Consider the following 17305-nt stretch of genomic DNA (forward strand, 5'->3'; position numbering starts at 1 on the left):
ATCTGTATTTTGACATTCATGGCTCTGGCCTGGCCCATTTTTTTTCTATGGTCGCATACACGCCATTGGCCTTGATCTGGCGCAAACCCTGGTCAAGGGCATTGGCATAACGTGCAGATTCAGGACGACGTTTGGAGAATGAGACATACAGATTATCTTCCACCAGAATACCCACTTGCTGGACAGCTCCCTTGAATTCTTCAGGATGGGTGCTGGTCAGATAATCTGCCACACGTGTATAAATCAGCGAATAGTCTGAACGCGCCAGTATCAGCTTGCGCAGATTGGACAAGTCATTGGGGGCAGATTCACGCACGATGCGTGTGTCTTTTTCAAATGCCGTGCCATAAGTATAACCATGGGTGATGCCAATGATGTACTTGTGCAATTCCAGCACATTGATTTTGCTGACCCTGCTTTGTGGGCTGTCAGTCCTGGCATAGATGCCGACACTGGCCTTGAAGATGGGTTCTTTATGGAAGATGAAATCAGGTTCCAGCTTGGCATCCTTGAGGCTGTCAAAGCAGCCCAGCTCCTGCCCGCTTTGTACCAGCATCAGACAGCGTGAATAAGGTGTGGCGATGAACTTGACATCAATATTCACAGCAGCATAGGCTGCCCTGATGACATCCACGGCAAAGCCGCGGTTTTGTCCATCCTTGATGGCAGAATACGGATACCAGCTATCTTCACCAACCAGAGTGATAGTCTCGGCATGGCTGACAATACAGCACAGGCTTGCCAGGCAATACAGCAAGGCCATGGTAAATCTGAGCCAGATATTTTTTATGCTTGCTGCGCGCATTCTGATTTGAAGGATGACGAGACCACTTGCAAGAGTGTGCCATACATTTCCTGTGGAAATGTAAATTTAGGTCGCAGCAGGAATTGTAATACCAGTCAAGCTATGCATGTTGATATACGGATATATTCGTGTTCATATAAATATATTCTTGATATTTTCCGGTCTTCGTTCATTCATGAGAAGACCTATGCAGCATATAAACTACCCCGGTAAGCCCGCACTTAAGCCCACACTCAAGCCCGTACTTAAGCCCCTGACAGCTTGCCTTTTGGCGATTTTTTATAGTCAGTCCTATAGCAGTAATGCCTTTGCCCAGACCACAGAACCCAAGGCGGATGCCAAGCCCGATTCCGTCGTCATCACTGGTTCCCGCATACCACGCGCCAGCCTGGAAGGCCCTGCTGCAGTCACCATCATCACCGCCGAAGAGATCACCAAGCAAGGCTACAAGAATGTCTTTGATGCGCTCAATAATGCAGTACAAAACTCTGGTTTTACCCAGGGCGAGGACTTTGGCAATACCTTTACTCCCTCAGCAAATACCATCAGCCTGCGCGGCCTTGGCCCCAATCATACCCTGATCTTGCTGGATGGCAGGCGCATGGCCGATTTCCCTATTGCGTATACGGGTACGATCAATTTTACCAACCTGGCGAACATCCCCTCGAATATCGTTGAGCGCATAGAGATACTCAATGGTGGTGCCTCTGCAATCTATGGCTCTGATGCAATTGCCGGTGTGGTCAACATCATTCTCAAAAAACAAAGCCAGGGTTATAACCTGAATGTCAAAGTGGGTGATACTGACCGTGGTGGTGGCAGTAACAAGCGTGTACAGTTTTCTGGCACAGCCAATACAGAGCAACTGCGCAGCCTGTTCAGCCTGGAATACAGTGAACGCGAACCGCTACGCGCAACCCAGCGCGACTTCATGGCGACACGCGCAACTCCAAGCGCCACGCTTTACCGCAAGGATGTCAAGAGTGGCCGCTATCTGGACCTCGGTGATACCTGTAGCCAGCAAAGTGATTTCTTTGAAGACTCACAAATCAACTACAAAACCAGCAAGGGCAATTATTGCGCCAGCCCTCGCCTGAGCCCTATGCACTGGACTGTGCAAACCAAGAACCAGAGCCTGAATTTATTCAACAGTACCAACCTGGACCTGAATGCCGACACCACCTTGTTCGCCGATATTTTGTTTGGCAAGAACAAGACAGAAAACGATACCCGTTCACCAAGCTGGGTTTCTTCTTCCACCAATCAAAGCTATTTCTGGAACAAGAATACCAATGCCTATGAAGCCTGGAGCAAAGTCTTTGCACCAGAAGAAATCAATGGCGTTAACCGCTTTAACCGCCTGTGGGATGACCAGTCAGTTGGCATCAATCTTGGGATAAAAGGTGTGATACCGGGAACGCAATGGAATTATGAAGCTGCCTATAGCGCATCAGCCTATCGCAGTGAAAACGTCGCCCCACGTACACTGGCAAATATAGATCAGTTTTTCCTGGGCCCAAAACTGGGCCTGGACAAGGCTGGCATAGCCATCTACGCACCAGACCAGCAACGTCTGACGCAAAGGCTGACACCGGCAGAATTTGACCAGATCACAAGTGCATCGCGCAGCTCTGACAGTTCACGCACGCAAACCCTGAGCCTGGCGGTGAATACTGAACTCTGGCAATTGCCTGCAGGCGCGGTTAAAACTGCCGGTATCGCCGAGATCGGTCGCCAGAGTTTTGATAACGTGGTTGATCCAAGGGTGAATCAGGGCTACTTCAATACAGTCACCAAATCCGATGACGTACATGGCTCACGCCAGCGCTATGCCCTTGGTGCAGAAGTCTATGTACCCTTGCTGAAAGAAGTCACGGCCAGCCTGGCGGGACGCTATGATGATTATCATTTTGCCGGGCGCAAGGATGGCAAGCTGACCTATAACGGCGGTCTGGAAGTTCGCCCCACGAAAGAGCTGCTGTTGCGTGGCAATTATGCGACCAGCTTCCGTGCGCCTGATATGAACTATATCTTCAAGGCACGCGGTACCGGCTATTACTCCAGCACCACCGATTATTACCGCTGCAAGGCAGAGGGCAAGGAACTCAAGGATTGTGATTATGCGGGCTACTCGCCAGGTGCCAACTACGTGCAGTTTGGCAGCCCTGACCTGAAATCAGAAAAAGGCAAGTCCTTTGGCCTGGGCGTGGTCTGGTCACCCAGCAACCAGTTTGATGTCTCTCTTGATTACTGGAATATCAAGATCAGCGACATGGTCGTCAACCTGAGTTCTGACCAGTTATTGCGTGACGAAGCTGATTGCCGCACGGGCAAGCGTGATATCAATTCCAGCCTGTGCGCTGACACCATCAACCGCATCAAGCGTTATCCAAAAGATGCGCTGAGCCGTGCTGGCGAGATACAGGAAATCTGGGTCAACCCTATCAATGCAGCATATCAGGCGACCAGCGGTATCGATATCAGCGGCAGGTATCAGTTAAAAACCAGCGGCTACGGTGACTTCATTCTCAAGGCTAACTACAGCAAAGTGCTGAGCAAGAAATCCAAGCAATTTGAAAATGACGAGCTATATGATGACCTGGCCGATCTTGGCAATAGCGACTGGCGCGACAAACTCATCACCAGCCTCAACTGGAACAAGGGTGACTGGTCAAATACCCTGACGGTGACACGTTATGGCAAGATACCAAATGGTTCTGGCAAGTATTATCTGTCACCAACTGGCGTAGCCAACTGGAGCACGGTGTATCAGGCAAACAAAAACCTCAGTGTCTCAGTCATCGTCAACAATGTCTTCAACAAGATCAAGTATGACTACAGTGGCGGCTGGCCTTATTACCCGGTTGGTTCACTCACACCATTTGGCCGTCAGGGCTGGGTAGAAGTGAATTACAAGTTTGGTGCCTGATGTTGCAAGCTGGCTCTCTCAATGAGGGAGAGCCAGCCCCCAGACTGCGCGCACCGGTTCTTTCGATTTTTATGAAAGTCTGGTGCGCAAAGCAGGCCCACAAAAATCACCCCGCATCAATCCAGAAAATTCACCCTCGCAAACTTGGCCGTGAAATCTTCTGGCATTTCCACTACACGCCCTGCACGATAATCAAAAAACACAAAACCTGATTTAGCCATGGCGATCAGGGTCTGGTCAGCCGGGCGGGTGATACGGAAAGTGATATCGCCGCCGTACTTATTAAAGTCCATGACACCCACTTCAAACAATAACTGGTCACGGGCATGGGCTTCTGCCTTGTAGGTGGTGGCCAGGTCGGTGACGATGATGCCACTGCCACCTGCTGCAGTTTCGCGTATGCCAAAGTCATACAGGAAACGTGCCCTGGCTTCAGAAATCATGGAGATCATGGAATCATTGCCCAGATGATTGGCACCATTGATATCGGTCACACGCACCGTCAACTGGGTAGAAAAATAGTATTGATCCTCAGGGAAATGCAGTTGCAGACGTGCCATGATAATGAAAGAAATTAAGAGATAGATGCGACATTTTACCGTGTTTACCGCCATCTTCTGTTTGATGAAGCACAGCTCACAAGCACATATCAATTACATTTAGAAACAAGCCCATGTCTCTGGCCATACCTTCGTATAGTGAACAAGGGCATTCGTGCATGTTAACTTTACATCACCGCAGACCAGACAAGGTTTTGACGGTATTACCGGATTATCTGGCGCTATAGCGCTGTACAAATGTATTGATAAGGAAGACAAAGTGAGTGACAAACCAAAAATGAATCTGGCAGAACGCCGTGCCGTAGCCGATTACAAAGAAAGCACTTTCAGCAAAAAACTGGAAGACTTGCATACTGCTGCCAGCTTCCCGGTAGAGGTTGAGGTGGACTGGGAAAGCATCGCTGTATCGGGCCAACAAGAATTTTATGCTCATGATGACTATTGGACCAATATTTTCTTCAACCCCACGGCAAAGGCCCTGGGTGAAGTCACTGCCGATGCCATGGGCAAGGAAGCCCTGACTGCCGAACTGAAATCCATCAAGTTCCACTATGATGAAGCAACTGCACCATCAATGGCATTTGAAAACGGCGTGAAATTTGAAGATGGCGTGCTGACCATTAATTTCAAACCTTTCAGCAACGCTGACTATGTCGATGACCGCGCCAAGGCGATCAGGACTACGCTGGAAGCTGCACTGTAATTCAGCTTAGTTTCGGCAGTCCCAGAAAAAATGCCCGCAATATGTTGCAGGCATTTTTTTCGACTCAATCGAGTATCTTCGCACCCAGCGCCACCGAAGCACTTTGTATCAGGCCGTCTTTGATCTCATAGATGGCAATCATTTCCATACGGCCCGTGCCTTCAGGAAAAGTGCGTGTCACTTCTTCATGGTCTATGACAATATGCCCTATCACTTCCCGGCGCAATAATCTGGCATGCAAATTGGGCTCAGCAAAACGTGCAGCCATGCGCGGGCGGATTTCTGTATGGCCGCTGGCCAGCAGCTTGCCCGGGAATTCAAACTGTTGCGCATCAAGGGCATAGGTCTTGAGTATGGCCTCAACATCGCGGGCATTATAGGCATCGAGCTGGGCTTGCACCACGGCTTCAGGGTCAGGATGAATATTCGTTGTCATGATCTTCAATAAAAAATAAATCAGGAATGTGCCAGGCTGGCAGGTGTAGCATCTGTACTCAAATCACCATCCGGTAAATGCGCCATGACGGCTTCGACTGTAGGCTGATTCAGCAACACTGCCAGCACGGTTGAATGTGGCTCTGCCCAGATACCCTTGAAGTCTTGCTCACCAGCGGTGTTAATGGCAAAGGCCAGTTGTTCTTGCGGCGGACAAAATTCTGCCTGCACGCCAGGCTTGTTGCCACGAGCATCTATCCTGTACCAGCCATGTTCTGGCAGATAAACTGCATTCAGGCCATGCAGGCAAAACGGTGGTTCATTGCCTATGGTCAGGCGCTGGTAACATAAGCCTGCAGGAACACCATTGGCACGTAACAGGGCCGCCAGCAAATGGCTCTTGGCATAGCAATAACCTGTGCCATGCGCCAGCACATCAGAAGCCTTGCAGGTGACCGGGTTTTGGCGGTAATCCCAGCTATGCCTGATCTGGTCACGCACAAAATGAAAACAGCGTCTTGCTATCTCTGCCTGGTCTTCAGTGCCTGCGGCCAGTTCTTGTGCCTGCGCCATCACGGCCGGATGTTGCCAGTCTATATAAGTGCTGTTTGCCAGAAATTCTTCCATGCGTCTTTTCATCCTTGTGCTGAATTGCTTAAGACTTAATTTATTTCAAACTTAACTTGTTTAAACTTTATAGGCCATCCCTACCGAAGCAGGTGCCGTGTGCTTGAAACCAAATTGTGCATACAGGTCTTGTGCCGGGCCATCAGCAATCAGGCTGACATTGGCAGATGGCGGCGCATGCTGCTGTAAGTACTGCATGATCTCACGCATGATCATCTTGCCCAGGCCCTTGCCCTGGTGCTCAGGCAGCACTGCAATATCCACCACCTGATATGCAGTGCCACCATCCCCTATGACACGTCCCATGCCGACGACCTGATTATCCAGCGTGATTTGCACGGCAAACAGGCTGGCTGGCAAGCCGCGTGCGGCTGCCTCCGCAGTCTTGGCACTTAAGCCTGCGGCCTGGCGCAAGTGGCAATAAGTTGCAACATCCGGTATGGCGGCAATGGCCTGATAGTGATGAGCAGTATGTTCAGTAGTCATTTTTTTCAGCTTGAAAACGAGTACAGGAATTTATCACAGATGTGCAAACGAGGTGCAAAACAGCAGACAGGGTAACAGCCTGTTTTAGTCATGAAAACACAGGTTTTACTCCAGGTTTTTTGGCTTTGGTCGGAATCTGGCTGCGCACTGGCAATGGTTTATCTATAGTCATCCTACTCACATCCGGTAAAAAATCGACGCCATAACTTATCCATACCGGCTTGATTTCCATCAGTCCAATTTGAAAGCGCATATGAAAAATATGAACAAACCCATCCCGCGTCCCTGTCTGCCTCGCGTTTTCTCCCCCATATTATTGCTGGCTTTTAGCTGCCTTTCCCTGCCAGCATTTGCCGCGCCACCACTGACAGACGCTGAAATCCTGGCATTGATGAAACAGCGCATCAATGTTGATAAGAAAGGGGTGGGCATGGTGGTTGGCGTCATAGACGAGCGAGGCAGCAGGGTCATCAGCCATGGCTATACCGATCTGAGCAGGAAGCGTGCTGTCGATGGCGACAGTCTGTTTGAAATTGGTTCCATCACCAAGGTGTTTACGGGATTGTTGCTGGTAGATATGGCAGAAAAATCTGAAGTCAGTCTGCAAGACCCAGTCGCAAAATACTTGCCCGCCACTGTACGCATGCCCGCAAAAGGCGACAGACAGATCACCCTGGCTGACTTGTCGGTGCATCGCTCGGGCTTGCCCAGAGTACCGCCTGATATGGTGCGCAATGGCCTGGCCAGCCCATATGCCTCCTTCACGACAGAACGGCTATATGACTTTCTCTCTGGCTATCAGTTACCGCGCGAGCCAGGAGCCAGGAGTGAGTATTCCAATCTCGGTGTGGGCTTGCTTGCTCACACGCTGAGCCTGCGTATTGGCAGCAGCTATGAAGAGCTCGTCAGACAGCGCATCACTATCCCTCTTGGCATGTATGGCACAGGCATCCGTATGGATGAAAAAATGCGGCAACACCTGGCCACGGGCCATGCCATCAAGGCTGAAATCATGCCCGCGCCGGAATGGTATCTGGGTTCGCTGGAGGGAGCCGGGGCTTTGCGTTCCTCCGTCAATGACATGCTTAAATTTCTGGCAGCCAATATGGGCAAGACTGATACGCCTTTAAAGCACATCATGGAAAAAATGCAGCTGCCCTTTGAAGCAGGCAAACCTGTTTTGCTGGCCTGGGGGAGGCACAACAAAATGCATGGCAGCATGATACTCACGCATGGCGGCAAGACTGCTGGCTACAATAGCTATATGGGTTTTGACAAACAGACGGGTGTAGGTACGGTGGTGTTGACGAATGCCGATATCAGTACTGCCGATATTGGCAACAAGATCATCAATAGCGCCTTCCCTCTGGTCCTGCATGCACCACCTTCCAGTCTGGTACAAATACTGGAACAGCAAGGCTATGCGCAATTGCTGCCTGAGTATCAAAAACTGAACGCTGCGGATGCGGCTTTCAGCCTGTCTGAAGGTGTTCTGAATAACTGGGGTTATAGCCTGCTTGAGCAAAGCCGTACAAGCGCGGCAATCGAAGTCTTCAAGCTGGCCGTGCATTTGTATCCAGACAGCGCAAATACTTATGACAGCCTGGCCGAGGCATATGAAAAATCGGGAGATACCGCACTGGCGATCAAAAATTATCAGTTGTCGCTCAAGCGCAATCCCGATAACCAGCAGGCCAGCAAGCGTTTGCTGGCATTAGGTGCTCAGTAACTCTCAATAACTAAGCTTCAACAAAATTGAGCTCTATGCCATTGCCTTCAGGGTCACTGAAAAATACCTGGTGCTGGGTGGCAAAACCGTCGGACGCTTCTACCGTGGCATGGCGATAAGGGATATTACCGGCTTTCAACGTCGCCAGCATGGCTGGCAAATCCAGGCAACTGAAGGCAACATGGTCAAAGCCGGTTTTTAATTCTGTCTGGCGTGTTTCACCGGGACGGTTTTCTGACAAATGCAAGACATCGCGACCACCGGCGTATAACCAGAAACCAAAGCTTTTCAGCGGACGCGGCCCTACTGCCAGACCTACATAGTGGATATAAAAATCCCTGAGTTTTTCCAGCGTAGCGCGGTCACCGCGTAAATTGTAATGGCCGAGGGCGATTGCAGGCATGAATATTACTTTCTACTAAGCGCTTTTTACTTCAGCCAGCCGCGGCGGCGGAAGTACCAGAACGGGGTTATAGCAGAACCCAGCATCAGGGCCAGCGCAAACGGGTAGCCGAGTTGCCAGTCCAGTTCGGGGAACCAGCCCTTGAAGTTCATGCCATAGATACTGGCGATCAGGGTCGGTGGCAAGAAGGCCACACTGGCGACCGAGAATATCTTGATGATTTTATTCTGATTAATGTTGATGAAACCGACGGTGGCATCCATCAAAAAGTTAATCTTGTCGAACAAAAATGAAGTATGGCCATCGAGTGATTCTATATCACGCAAAATCTGGCGTGCTTCTTCAAACTGGTCAGCATTCAGTAATCTGCCGCGCATCAAAAAGCTGACCGCTCGGCGGGTGTCCATCATATTGCGGCGTATGCGGCCATTCAAATCTTCTTCTACTGCAATCGAGTTCAGCGCGGCGGCAGCGTCCTGATCGCTGAAGTTTTTTTGCAGCACACTACGGCTGACATCTTCCAGGTTTTGATAAATGCCTTCGAGCGCATCGGCTGAGTATTCAGCATCGGTTGCATACAGGTCCAGCAAGACATCCTTGTAATCAGCAATCGAACCGGGGCGCGAACGGGCACGCATGCGCACCAGGCGGAACACCGGCAAATCGATGGTATGGACAGAGAACAAAATGTCGCGCGCCAGGATGAAAGCCACGGTCACCGTACGGGCCGGTTCATCATCATCGTCGATCAGAAAGTCGGTGCGCAGGTGCAGGTCACCATTGTCGGCTTCGTAATAACGCGCCGATGCCTCAATATCCTTGACCTCGTCTTCCCCCGGCAAGGTCACGCCATAGATGCTCTTTACCCATTCACGCTCTTCTTCATTGGGGTCAGTCAGGTCGACCCAGATAGGCAGGGTATTTTCAAGATCAGCGCGGTTTTCCACGTTGATCTGGCTCAGGCGGCCATTGTGCAAGACGAAGACATTAATCATAGGCAAATTCCGGAAAAGCAAAGTCTTTGGTTTGGCTGGATTGTAAACCTGTTTTACGCCTGTGGGCGGGGTGGACAGGTATTTTATTTAGGGTTTTTGTAGCAACATACATATCTATTGGCTATTACTTTTCATGAACTACCGTGAACTACTGCAGTGCATGGCCTGCAAAAAATGTCCGAAAAGCCTAAGATACAAAATTATCATCTTAAAACCGTAGACATCATGTTCAAGATACGTGAAATTGATCATCTGGTTCTCAGGGTAAGCAAGCTGGACAGCATGCTGCATTTTTATTGCGAGGTCTTGCCTTGCACAATAGAGCGCAGGCAAGACGAGATAGGCCTGGTACAGCTGCGTGCAGGCAGGTCATTGATAGACCTGGTGCCTGTCAGCGGCAAGCTGGGCCGCATGGGTGGTGCAGCGCCAGGTAAGGAAGGCCGCAACCTGGACCATCTGTGCCTGCGGGTAGAACCCTTTGATGCTGACGGCATACGCAAGCACCTTCAAGCCCATGGCGTAGCAGCCGGTGCTGTTGAACAGCGCTATGGGGCCGAGGGGGAAGGTCCATCCATCTACATCAGCGACCCGGAAGGCAATGTGGTTGAATTAAAAGGGCCGCCCAATGTTGCCACAGGCAGCCCTCTTTTATAGACTAGCCTGGCAAGCCGGGGCACGCTGCCCCAGCCAGCCTGACTGTATTGTCACTGACTGGTCACTAGCGTTTCAAAGTCGCTGACAATTCCACCAGACGCAAGAATTCTGCACGGTGGCCATAGCGGTCATTGCCGCGAGCTTCGCGGGCTATGGCCACGGCATCATTGGCGCTGAAGTTGTCTATCATGCTGCTGCCGCGCAGCCATTGTGCCCAGCCAGCAACGGCTGTAGCAAAGCGAAAATCACTATCTGCTTTATCCAGTGCTGGCAAACGAGCAGGCTGTTTGACGGCAAAGGCAATCAGCTTGCTGGTACTGCTGCCAGGATCTTTATAGCGCACCTTGATCCAGGCCAGTTCACCAGCATTGGCCACATTGCCAGCAGGTGTGACAGCTGGCTTCTCCTTGTTTTGATAACGCAGGGCATCGACCTTTCCTGCCACACCTTTGGGTATGACTTCATACAAGGCGGTAACAGTATGACCGGCACCGACATCACCAGCATCCACTTTATCGTCATTGAATTGCTCACGGGTTAGTGCGCGTAATTCATAGCCGATGAGACGGTATTCATTGACATTGGCTGGATTGAATTCCACCTGCAGTTTCAAATCCTGGGCAATCACTGCCAGTGTGGAGGTGAATTCATTGACCAGCACTTTGTGCGCTTCTTGCAGGGTATCGAGATAGTGATAGCTGCCATCGCCGATATCGGCCAGTTGCTTCATCAGGGCTTCATTATAATTGCTGTCACCTACACCCAGGGTACTGAAGCCGGTACCAGATTTTCGCTCTGCTTCCACCAGGGTCTTCAGTTGCTTGGGATCAGTCACGCCAACATTCAAATCACCATCAGTAGCCAGCAAGACGCGGTTGATACCACCCTTGATATGGGCTTCACGTGCCTGGGCATAAGCCAGGCGTATGCCAGCCTCACCCGCGGTGCTGCCAGATGCCACCAGCCTGTCTATGGCATTATTGATTTTTTCTTTTTCACTGCCCGCGGTGGCAGGCAAGACAACACTGGTGCCACTGGCATAGGTAACCAGGCTGACGCGGTCTATTGGCCGCATCTGAGCGACCAGCAATTTCAATGCAGACTTCACCAGCGGTAAACGGTCTTCAGGCGACATGGAACCAGATACATCCACCAGGAAAACCAGGTTGGCAGCAGGTAAGCTCTCCTTGGCAACATCTTTGCCCTTGATGGCGATGCGCAGCAAACCATGCTCATGCTTCCAGGGTGCGGCTGCCAGTTGTGCATGGATGCTGAAAGGTTGGGTATCACCAGCCTTGGGGCCAGCATAGTCATAGCCAAAATAATTCACCATCTCTTCAGCACGCACAGCATCACGCGGTGGCAACTGACCGCGGTTGATGAAGCGGCGCACATTCGCATAGCTGCCAGTATCTACGTCTGCACTGAAAGTGGATAAGGGCTCTTCAGCTACCCGCTTCCAGGGGTTGTCGGCAAATTCCTGGTATTTGGCGGTATTGGCTGGCTGCGATGGAGTATAGGCCGACGACTCATAAGACAGCCCCTTTATGCGCGACGAACCGTCTACAGCCAACCTTGGTGCCATTGGTGCGATTTGTGCCATTGATGGCATTGGTGGCGGTACTGCGACTACAACTGGTGCAGGTGCCATTCTTTCTGCTACGCTGGATTGCTCAGGAGCATGTGTGCAAGCCAGCAATGCAACAGATGCAAGCAGGACTGCCAGTGAAGACAGCAGCGGAGCAAATACAGGAGGGGAATACGGCTGCAAGCAGTCCGGCACAGGCGTTATCAATTGATCTTCCTTTCAGTTCATGTCTGGCATCCTCGCTTAACGGCCAGAGTGGTCGCGAGGTTGACATCAATGCAATAAAATTACGCAAAAACTGAACCAGCACTAAGCCAAAGCTGAGATTCGCTCAAAAGGAAGAAACAAGTAAGTATTAGTCGCCAATATCAGGAGCAGTTATTAATCGGCCCACATGGATTCGACAAGAGTTTCCACTTCCACTGTGCGCCCCAGTTTTTCAGCTGCAATTTTCCATTCTGGCGGGGAGGGGCTGAGTTCGATAGGCTGGCTACCGCCATTGATGCCTATTTTAAGTGCAAACAACACCAGTCCTTTATAGTCAGGCGCTTTGACTGTTGTTACTGCATTTTTTAAAATGCTTTGCGTGCGGGGAGAAATACCCGATTTAAAATCCAGCCAGACAGCCGATTTACTACCGGGCTTGATACCAACAACCACAAAACCACCTGCCACTTCCATCCTTGGCACAGGCTCTATGCTGGCAGCCAGGGCTTGTTCCAATTCTTTGATATAGCTGGCCAATGTTCCCACATCCGGCACTCTTTTTGTCAATACTGCTTCTGGCTGTAAAAGCACGACATTGAAGGTACGGAAATTAGCTTTGGCGAAAACACTTTGGCTAAGAAATGCCAATAAAGCTGTGAGCAGAATTTTTGTTATTAAGGCAGTGGATCTCATTACGGAATACATTAAGGTGACAAGAAGTCTCAGCATAGCATAAGACCATGCCGATACCAGGATCGGGCCTGCCTGGCAAACATGTGCCATAGCAGATCATGCTATTCTCCTGACCCATTCTTAAGCAGCAAGATGTAAAGAAGATATATTCGACCAACGGGAGCAATGAATAGTGCAATACCAGGTACAAAACAAGACCATAGGATTAATTGGTGGAATAGGCTGGGCTTCCAGCGCCGAATACTACCGTCTCATTAATGAACTGGTGCTTAAGCGCACAGGTATCAGCCACAGTGCGCGCGTGGTTCTGCTCAGTCTGGATCAACATGATTTCACTTCGCGCGCTGCCGAGGCTGATCCACAAGCCATTCACGACTTCCTGGTGATGCAGGCAAATAAACTTCAGGCTGCAGGTGCTGATTTTTTTACATTCTGCGCAAATGGTGCCCACCGTTTTGTGCCAGGAATTTTGCCACGCCTGCCCCTGCCCTTTATCAGCATCGTCGATGCAACAGTCAGCCGGGTGCAGGCATCGGGCATACAAAAAGTTGGCTTGCTCGGCGTCAGGCAAACCATGTCCGGCAATTTTTATCATGAAAAACTGAGTGCAGCAGGCATCACCACATTGACACCGGATGCTGCCACACAAGATAGCATTCACGACATTATTTATAGTGAGTTGATACATAATCGACTGACAGAGAAAAGCCACGCACTATTTCTCGATTACATACAGGCATTGGCAGATCAGGGCGCAGAGGGCATTATCCTGGGCTGCACGGAAATCCCTTTGCTTATCAGCCAGGAAGATATTTCCATGCCGGTCTTTAACACGACATCCATACATTGTCAGGCAGTTGTCGAGTTTGCCTTTGCCTGATGATTGCTCAAGCGGGGGCGTAGCAAAGCAAATGTTTATTTACAGTGACAGAGAATGAGTCTGTATTACTCAATCAGACCATCACTGTAAAAATATCCGTTCCACTCACTTACTCACTCACTTATTTCGCGCTTCCCTTCTGTGGCAAACTCTGGATGATCTTGCCATTGTCATCCAAGAAATTCAGCATAGGTTCTCCTTCCGGGGTGACCAGCATCATGATGCGTGCCTTGCCCTTGGCATCGGCCAGAATGACAGCAGATGACTTGCCCCGGGTTTTACCGACAAACAGGCGATTGGTTTGCTGACCACCGGCATCTTTCCATTTTTTTAGCAAGGCGTCTTTCTCTGCCCCCGCTGGCGCTTTTTCATAGGCGTCATACAAACCATCGTAGTCTTTTTGCAGGCCACGGTCATATATTTTCAAGCCTGACTCCATCGTGCCACCGCTTTCGAAATGGCCCAGCGAGAGTTGCTGATCACCGCCAAACCTGTCCATGGAAAAATGCATGCCAGCGTCAGGCTTGCCTTTGTCATCCAGCTTGCCATCAAAGATGAAACCGCCATTTTCATCGCCAGTTGAATTATAGAAAATCATGCCAGGTCTTTGTGGCCCCATGCGGCTGACTTGCTTGCCATCGACAATGGGGCCAGGCAGACGCAGATGATTGGCGATGACCATTTGATTCTTGCCCTCAGGGCTGACGATGTTGATGCGCTCCACATCTATTTCAGAAAATTTACCGCGATTTTCTGTTGATGCTGCAGCCGTCAGCAATATGACAGTCAGGCCTGTTGCACTGACGGCCAATACCTGCTTGAGCAAACGATTTTGACGACTTAATTGTGTGATGAGTTCTTGCTGGTCCATGCGGTCTCCATACCTGGGTACTTGCTATTGAGGTGTTTCTGCAAGCTGTGATTGTTGCAGCACCAATATGCTAAGACATGGGAAATAGGTAATTCCAGACCACTGCGACTAACAGTAAAATGCATGGATTGAATGGCAACTGTGTGAGACTAACGGGGGAAGGAAAATAGTGTGAACCAAAATCCATCATTTCAATTTTTTTTGCACATGTCCTGATGAAAAAATTTATAGCGCAAGGAATGCATTTCAAATATTTAAGCTGATGCAGACTCGCTCACACGCTTGAAGCACTACAATGATGGCACAATCTTTTTTGGCCTTGCATCATGCTCTTTCACTTGAGCAGCATTCCATCAGAACATCTGCAGGTGATGGCAAATGCTGCCCAGCCTGCAACGCCTGGCTATACCCAGGCCGTTAATGCGCTGCCACCAGCCTTTGTTGCGGCAAGAGCGCTGGAGCAAATGATGGCAGGTGATTCTGCCTATTGGTGCAGTACGTTTTACATCGTCGCCACAGAAGAACAGCATATCGTCGGCAGTTGCGGCTTCAAGCATGCGCCACGAAATGGCATGGTAGAAATTGGCTACGGTATTTCTCCCGAATGCAGAAGGAAAGGTGCAGCCAGCTCAGCTGTGCAAGCCTTGTTAAAACTGGCATTTGATGGCGGTGTATCACAGGTATTGGCCCAGGTGAATCCAGACAATCTGGCATCAACGCGGGTGGTGCAAAAGCTGGGGTTTATTGAGGCAGGCAGTTATGTGGATGATGAACAGGAGAACCTGGTGCGCTGGTGCTTCCGGCAACCCAACAAAGATACAGAGCTGCATGAAGCAGTGAGGCAAAAATCATGATACGCATACTGTTATTATTGATCACTGTAACAGGCAGCCTGTTGTTCGCTTCAGCATTTGTGCTGTCGTATACCAACCCGGTCATGGTAGAAAACATGGCGCGTGAAGTGGTGCGCCTGGAAGTAGAAAAGCGCGTAAAGCAAAACCTGCATACGCTGGAAGAAAGCAAAATAACAGCCTTTGCAAGCCGCCTTGCCGGGCAACAAGCCGCAGAGATAGAAAAAATCAGACAGCAGTTGGCTGCTGGCCTGCCAGCAAAAATTGCAGGTATCATGGCTGAGATGGGCAAGCTTGACTGCCCATGTCGCCAGAAGATAGAGAAAACCATAACAACAGGCTTGGAAGAACGCAGCCTTAAACTTGCGAATCTGAATAACAAACTGAATAATTTAATTCGTAGCAAATATATGGATGTGGCAGAGGCACTGACCAGGGAGTTTCGTATCTTTACTTCTGCCAACGCCCTGGTGTTCATCCTGCTGGCAGCCAGCGTCATTTTCCGCCCTCGCGCCAGCGTGCAATTATTATTACCTGCAGGAGTATTGCTTGGTGCAGCTGCTGTCACTGGTTTTTTTTATCTGTTCAGGCAAGACTGGCTGCACACCATTGTTTTTGCCGACTATCTGGGTCTGGCTTATTTTTCCTATCTGGGATTGGCAATAGCCAGCCTGGCGGATATCGCCTTTAACAAAGCCAGGGTATGTAGTGCAGCGATCAATGGCATAGCGCACGTTATAGGAGCGCCATTTCATGTATTGCCTTGTTAAGCCAGGTTCAGCTCGCCTCATCGAATAATCGTAAAGCCAGCAAACCATGGCCAACCGCTGCCCCTGCACGCAGTGCAGCGGTAATGAAAACGACTTCGGCAATTTCTTCTCGTGTCGCTCCTGCCATGAGCGCGTTCTTGCTATGCGCATCTATGCAATAGGCACACTGGGTAGTCAGGGCAACAGCAATGGAAATCAGCTCGCGGTATTTTTCGGGGATGATGCCATCTGTTCTTTCGGCTACTGTCTTCAGTGCCAGAAAAGCTTGCGCTTCTTTGGGGGCGAGACTGATAAGGTCTTTGGCTTTGGCCAGGTCTTGCGGGTTTTGGTAAGTGCTCATGCTTACTCCAGTTGGAAGGGTTAAGATCTGCCTACCATGACCAGAGTGTGCAAACAGCCAAATGGATTCATCCAAGACGAAATTTTTAATCTCTATGAATCTGGACTGAAGCTATAATTATTAATAGCTTACAACATGTATTGATAAGCTTGGAAATTCTTCAAGGACCTTTCATCTACCTCCCTGATCAGCACACCCATGATAGTCAGCCAGTTCCCGCAAATTACATCCCAGCTATCAAGTAATGAACGTCTGCTCTGGTCAGGCCAACCACGTCAGGGCATCATGCTCCAGGTAACAGATTTGTTCATGATACCTTTCAGCCTGATATGGGGCGGGTTTGCCCTGTTCTGGGAATACACGGTCATCACTTCGGATGCCCCGCTGCTCTTTTGGATATGGGGTATTCCCTTTGTGCTGATCGGTTTGCACATGATTATTGGCCGTTTTTTTCTTGAAGCAAAGCAGCGTGCCAACACTTATTACGCAATAACGGATGAACGTATTCTCATCGTGTCTGGCGTCTTCAATTCAAGTATCAAGTCACTCAAACTCAGCAGTCTGGGAGAACTCAGTCTTACGGAAAGCAAGGATGGCAAAGGAAGTATCGTATTTGGCCCTAACCCGTACGCAAATCTGTTTGGAGGATTTTCCGGTTTGCCTGGAATGACGAATTCCAAATTGACGCAGTTTCAATCAATAGCAGATGCGAAGCAAATATTTGATTTGATACATCAAACCAAGAGGATGACTTGAAGTTAAGGTAACTGCGCCATGTG

General features: G+C 49.9%; 19 protein-coding genes. 8 read left to right on the forward strand and 11 right to left on the reverse strand.

What is annotated here, in order from left to right; all coding sequences use genetic code 11:
* Window positions 1-16: 16 nt before the first annotated feature.
* Window positions 17-805: a substrate-binding periplasmic protein gene (locus DFR42_RS12935; protein WP_110255378.1), complete on the reverse strand. Its 789-nt coding sequence runs from the start codon at window positions 803-805 to the stop codon at window positions 17-19.
* Between the two features lie 187 nt (window positions 806-992).
* Between DFR42_RS12935 and DFR42_RS12940 the strand changes: the two genes are divergently transcribed.
* Complete coding sequence (locus tag DFR42_RS12940) at window positions 993-3734, forward strand: TonB-dependent receptor plug domain-containing protein (RefSeq protein WP_110255379.1); 2742 nt, start codon at window positions 993-995, stop codon at window positions 3732-3734.
* A gap of 116 nt (window positions 3735-3850) precedes the next feature.
* On the opposite strand, the gene DFR42_RS12945 is transcribed toward DFR42_RS12940, so the two are convergent.
* Window positions 3851-4294, reverse strand: a complete 444-nt coding sequence (locus DFR42_RS12945) for a thioesterase family protein (RefSeq protein WP_110255380.1) — start codon at window positions 4292-4294, stop codon at window positions 3851-3853.
* Window positions 4295-4553: 259 nt separating this feature from the next.
* Between DFR42_RS12945 and DFR42_RS12950 the strand changes: the two genes are divergently transcribed.
* Window positions 4554-4997 (forward strand): hypothetical protein, encoded by a 444-nt coding sequence (locus tag DFR42_RS12950; protein ID WP_146218839.1) that lies wholly within the window; start codon window positions 4554-4556, stop codon window positions 4995-4997.
* Between the two features lie 64 nt (window positions 4998-5061).
* On the opposite strand, the gene DFR42_RS12955 is transcribed toward DFR42_RS12950, so the two are convergent.
* Genes DFR42_RS12955 through DFR42_RS12965 form a run of 3 tightly spaced genes read right to left on the reverse strand, consistent with a single transcriptional unit; the run spans window position 5062 to window position 6545 of the window.
* Window positions 5062-5433 (reverse strand): nuclear transport factor 2 family protein, encoded by a 372-nt coding sequence (locus tag DFR42_RS12955; RefSeq protein WP_110255382.1) that lies wholly within the window; start codon window positions 5431-5433, stop codon window positions 5062-5064.
* Between the two features lie 20 nt (window positions 5434-5453).
* The gene (locus tag DFR42_RS12960; RefSeq protein ID WP_110255383.1) at window positions 5454-6059 is read right to left on the reverse strand and encodes a transglutaminase-like domain-containing protein; all 606 of its coding nucleotides are present in this window, start codon (window positions 6057-6059) and stop codon (window positions 5454-5456) included.
* Between the two features lie 60 nt (window positions 6060-6119).
* Window positions 6120-6545: a GNAT family N-acetyltransferase gene (locus DFR42_RS12965; RefSeq protein WP_110255384.1), complete on the reverse strand. Its 426-nt coding sequence runs from the start codon at window positions 6543-6545 to the stop codon at window positions 6120-6122.
* 253 nt (window positions 6546-6798) lie between these two features.
* Between DFR42_RS12965 and DFR42_RS12970 the strand changes: the two genes are divergently transcribed.
* The gene (locus tag DFR42_RS12970) at window positions 6799-8274 is read left to right on the forward strand and encodes a serine hydrolase domain-containing protein (protein WP_110255385.1); all 1476 of its coding nucleotides are present in this window, start codon (window positions 6799-6801) and stop codon (window positions 8272-8274) included.
* Between the two features lie 10 nt (window positions 8275-8284).
* Here DFR42_RS12970 and DFR42_RS12975 read toward each other — a convergent pair whose 3' ends face one another.
* Together DFR42_RS12975 and corA are read right to left on the reverse strand one after the other, a co-directional pair.
* The gene (locus tag DFR42_RS12975; protein ID WP_110255386.1) at window positions 8285-8677 is read right to left on the reverse strand and encodes a VOC family protein; all 393 of its coding nucleotides are present in this window, start codon (window positions 8675-8677) and stop codon (window positions 8285-8287) included.
* Window positions 8678-8703: 26 nt separating this feature from the next.
* A complete protein-coding gene (corA, locus tag DFR42_RS12980) occupies window positions 8704-9672 on the reverse strand; it encodes a magnesium/cobalt transporter CorA (protein WP_110255387.1) in 969 nt (322 codons plus the stop codon).
* 225 nt (window positions 9673-9897) lie between these two features.
* Between corA and DFR42_RS12985 the strand changes: the two genes are divergently transcribed.
* On the forward strand, window positions 9898-10326 hold the full coding sequence (locus DFR42_RS12985; protein WP_110255563.1) for a VOC family protein: 429 nt from the start codon (window positions 9898-9900) through the stop codon (window positions 10324-10326).
* Window positions 10327-10390: 64 nt separating this feature from the next.
* Here the strand turns inward: DFR42_RS12985 and DFR42_RS12990 are convergent, their stop codons facing one another.
* Together DFR42_RS12990 and DFR42_RS12995 are read right to left on the reverse strand one after the other, a co-directional pair.
* Window positions 10391-12121, reverse strand: a complete 1731-nt coding sequence (locus DFR42_RS12990; RefSeq protein ID WP_245936948.1) for a vWA domain-containing protein — start codon at window positions 12119-12121, stop codon at window positions 10391-10393.
* A gap of 174 nt (window positions 12122-12295) precedes the next feature.
* A complete protein-coding gene (locus tag DFR42_RS12995; RefSeq protein ID WP_146218840.1) occupies window positions 12296-12769 on the reverse strand; it encodes a hypothetical protein in 474 nt (157 codons plus the stop codon).
* 217 nt (window positions 12770-12986) lie between these two features.
* On the opposite strand from DFR42_RS12995, the gene DFR42_RS13000 reads away from it, so the two are divergent.
* Entirely contained in the window at window positions 12987-13694 is a 708-nt protein-coding gene (locus DFR42_RS13000) for an aspartate/glutamate racemase family protein (protein ID WP_170133507.1), read from the forward strand.
* Window positions 13695-13815: 121 nt separating this feature from the next.
* Here DFR42_RS13000 and DFR42_RS13005 read toward each other — a convergent pair whose 3' ends face one another.
* Complete coding sequence (locus DFR42_RS13005) at window positions 13816-14565, reverse strand: hypothetical protein (RefSeq protein WP_110255390.1); 750 nt, start codon at window positions 14563-14565, stop codon at window positions 13816-13818.
* Between the two features lie 326 nt (window positions 14566-14891).
* On the opposite strand from DFR42_RS13005, the gene DFR42_RS13010 reads away from it, so the two are divergent.
* Both DFR42_RS13010 and DFR42_RS13015 read left to right on the forward strand, forming a co-directional pair.
* Complete coding sequence (locus tag DFR42_RS13010; RefSeq protein WP_110255391.1) at window positions 14892-15419, forward strand: GNAT family N-acetyltransferase; 528 nt, start codon at window positions 14892-14894, stop codon at window positions 15417-15419.
* Window positions 15416-16186, forward strand: coding sequence for a hypothetical protein (locus tag DFR42_RS13015; protein WP_110255392.1), 771 nt, complete (start codon window positions 15416-15418; stop codon window positions 16184-16186). Before DFR42_RS13010 ends, DFR42_RS13015 begins: the two co-directional genes overlap by 4 nt.
* A 7-nt stretch (window positions 16187-16193) precedes the next feature.
* On the opposite strand, the gene DFR42_RS13020 is transcribed toward DFR42_RS13015, so the two are convergent.
* Window positions 16194-16526, reverse strand: a complete 333-nt coding sequence (locus DFR42_RS13020; RefSeq protein WP_110255393.1) for a carboxymuconolactone decarboxylase family protein — start codon at window positions 16524-16526, stop codon at window positions 16194-16196.
* Between the two features lie 198 nt (window positions 16527-16724).
* Between DFR42_RS13020 and DFR42_RS13025 the strand changes: the two genes are divergently transcribed.
* Entirely contained in the window at window positions 16725-17282 is a 558-nt protein-coding gene (locus DFR42_RS13025) for a hypothetical protein (protein WP_110255394.1), read from the forward strand.
* Window positions 17283-17305 lie beyond the last annotated feature (23 nt).

This window comes from Undibacterium pigrum (genome assembly GCF_003201815.1).
Taxonomy (GTDB): domain Bacteria; phylum Pseudomonadota; class Gammaproteobacteria; order Burkholderiales; family Burkholderiaceae_D; genus Undibacterium; species Undibacterium pigrum.